Source organism: Micromonospora fulviviridis, assembly GCF_014648395.1.
GTDB classification, from domain to species: domain Bacteria; phylum Actinomycetota; class Actinomycetes; order Mycobacteriales; family Micromonosporaceae; genus Micromonospora; species Micromonospora fulviviridis.
Genome location: NZ_BMRA01000029.1, coordinates 1 through 3,103, shown reverse-complemented (window position 1 = coordinate 3,103; position 3,103 = coordinate 1). Strand labels below are relative to the sequence as shown.

The window sequence follows — 3,103 nt, the reverse complement described above, 5'->3', positions numbered from 1 at the left end:
CAGTGGACGCGAGCATCTTTGTGGTCAAGTTGTCAAGGGCGAACGGTGGATGCCTTGGCACCAGGAGCCGATGAAGGACGTGGGAGGCCGCGATAGGCCTGGGGGAGCTGTCAACCAAGCTGTGATCCCAGGGTGTCCGAATGGGGAAACCCGGCACCAGTCATGTGGTGTCACCCGCACCTGAACACATAGGGTGTGTGGGGGGAACGCGGGGAAGTGAAACATCTCAGTACCCGTAGGAAGAGAAAACAACAAGTGATTCCGTGAGTAGTGGCGAGCGAAAGCGGATGTAGGCTAAACCGGCTGCGTGTGATACCTGTCAGGGGTTACGTGGTCGGGGTTGTGGGACCCTGCTGAACGAGCTGACACTCGTTCGAGAAGTTACAAAGTCAGTGGCTAGTCGAACAGTCTGGAAAGGCTGACCGTAGACGGTGAGAGTCCGGTAGGCGAAAGTTGCTGACCTTCTGTAGGTGTTCCCGAGTAGCGGCGGACCCCTGAAATCTGCCGTGAATCTGCCAGGACCACCTGGTAAGCCTAAATACTTCCTGGTGACCGATAGCGGACGAGTACCGTGAGGGAATGGTGAAAAGTACCCCGGGAGGGGAGTGAAATAGTACCTGAAACCGTTCGCCTACAATCCGTCGGAGCCTTGCGGGGTGACGGCGTGCCTTTTGAAGAATGAGCCTGCGAGTTAGTGGCATGTGGCGAGGTTAACCCGTGTGGGGGAGCCGTAGCGAAAGCGAGTCTGAATAGGGCGTATTCAGTCGCATGCTCTAGACCCGAAGCGGAGTGATCTAGCCATGGGCAGGCTGAAGCGCGGGTAAGACCGCGTGGAGGGCCGAACCCACCAACGTTGAAAAGTTGGGGGATGACCTGTGGTTAGGGGTGAAAGGCCAATCAAACTCCGTGATAGCTGGTTCTCCCCGAAATGCATTTAGGTGCAGCGTCGCGTGTTTCTTGCCGGAGGTAGAGCACTGGATGGTCTAGGGGGCCCACAAGCTTACCGAAATCAGCCAAACTCCGAATGCCGGTAAGTGAGAGCGCGGCAGTGAGACTGCGGGGGATAAGCTTCGTAGTCGAGAGGGAAACAGCCCAGATCACCAGCTAAGGCCCCTAAGCGTGTGCTAAGTGGAAAAGGATGTGGGGTCGCATAGACAACCAGGAGGTTGGCTTAGAAGCAGCCACCCTTTAAAGAGTGCGTAATAGCTCACTGGTCAAGTGGTTCCGCGCCGACAATGTAGCGGGGCTCAAGCACACCGCCGAAGCTGTGGCATTCACATTTTAACCTCGCTTGGACTTGATTCCTTGTGCAGGTGTGTGGATGGGTAGGGGAGCGTCGTGCCGCGAGTGAAGCAACGGGGTGACCTAGTTGTGGACGCGGCACGAGTGAGAATGCAGGCATGAGTAGCGAAAGAAGGGTGAGAAACCCTTCCGCCGGATGACCAAGGGTTCCAGGGCCAGGCTAATCCGCCCTGGGTGAGTCGGGACCTAAGGCGAGGCCGAGAGGCGTAGTCGATGGACAACGGGTTGATATTCCCGTACCCGCGAAAGAGCGACCCTGACGAACCTCGCTGTGCTAACCACCCGAACCGCCGGCGACCTTCGGGTCAATGGTGGGGAGCGTGGGAACCTGGCGGGTAGTAGTCAAGCGATGGGGTGACGCAGGAAGGTAGCTGAGCCCGGCCGGTGGTTGTGCCGGGGTAAGCGTGTAGGCCGTGCCGTAGGCAAATCCGCGGCGCATATAGGCTGAGACGTGATGCCGAGCCGATTCAGGTGAAGTCAGTGATCCTATGCTGCCGAGAAAAGCCTCTAGCGAGTTCTTAGCGGCCCGTACCCCAAACCGACACAGGTGGTCAGGTAGAGAATACCGAGGCGATCGGGCGAACTGTGGTTAAGGAACTCGGCAAATTGCCCCCGTAACTTAGGGAGAAGGGGGGCCGGAGACGTGAAGCCCCGCGCGGGTGGAGCGTTGTATGGCCGCAGAGAGCAGGGGGAAGCGACTGTTTACTAAAAACACAGGTCCATGCGAAGAAGTAATTCGATGTATATGGACTGACGCCTGCCCGGTGCTGGAACGTTAAGGGGACCTGTTAGCTCTTCGGGGCGAAGCGGAGAACTTAAGCGCCAGTAAACGGCGGTGGTAACTATAACCATCCTAAGGTAGCGAAATTCCTTGTCGGGTAAGTTCCGACCTGCACGAATGGCGTAACGACTTCCCCACTGTCTCAACCACAGGCCCGGCGAAATTGCATTACGAGTAAAGATGCTCGTTACGCGCGGCAGGACGGAAAGACCCCGGGACCTTTACTATAGCTTGACATTGGTACTTGAGTTAGCTTGTGTAGGATAGGTGGGAGCCGGTGAAGCTCATACGCCAGTATGGGTGGAGGCAATCTTGAAATACCACTCTGGTTGATTTGGGTATCTAACTTCGGACCGTTATCCGGTTCAGGGACAGTGTCTGGTGGGTAGTTTAACTGGGGCGGTTGCCTCCTAAAGGGTAACGGAGGCGCCCAAAGGTTCCCTCAGCCTGGTTGGCAATCAGGTGTTGAGTGCAAGTGCACAAGGGAGCTTGACTGTGAGACTGACAGGTCGAGCAGGGACGAAAGTCGGGACTAGTGATCCGGCACTGGCATGTGGAAGCGGTGTCGCTCAACGGATAAAAGGTACCCCGGGGATAACAGGCTGATCTTCCCCAAGAGTCCATATCGACGGGATGGTTTGGCACCTCGATGTCGGCTCGTCGCATCCTGGGGCTGTAGCAGGTCCCAAGGGTTGGGCTGTTCGCCCATTAAAGCGGTACGCGAGCTGGGTTTAGAACGTCGTGAGACAGTTCGGTCCCTATCCGCCGTGCGCGTAGGATACTTGAGAAGGGCTGTCCCTAGTACGAGAGGACCGGGACGGACGAACCTCTGGTGTGCCAGTTGTCCCGCCAGGGGCACGGCTGGTTAGCTACGTTCGGAAGGGATAACCGCTGAAAGCATCTAAGCGGGAAGCTCGCTTCAAGATGAGGTATCCCACCACTCTTTGAGTGGGTAAGGCCCCCAGCTAGACGACTGGGTTGATAGGCCGGAAATGTAAGCCCGGTAACGGGTTCAGTTGA

General features: G+C 57.0%; 1 rRNA gene. It reads left to right on the top strand.

Going from position 1 to position 3,103, the window contains the following annotated elements:
• Positions 1-22 precede the first annotated feature (22 nt).
• A 23S ribosomal RNA gene (locus tag IEY96_RS32425) occupies positions 23-3,103 on the top strand; the annotation flags it as partial.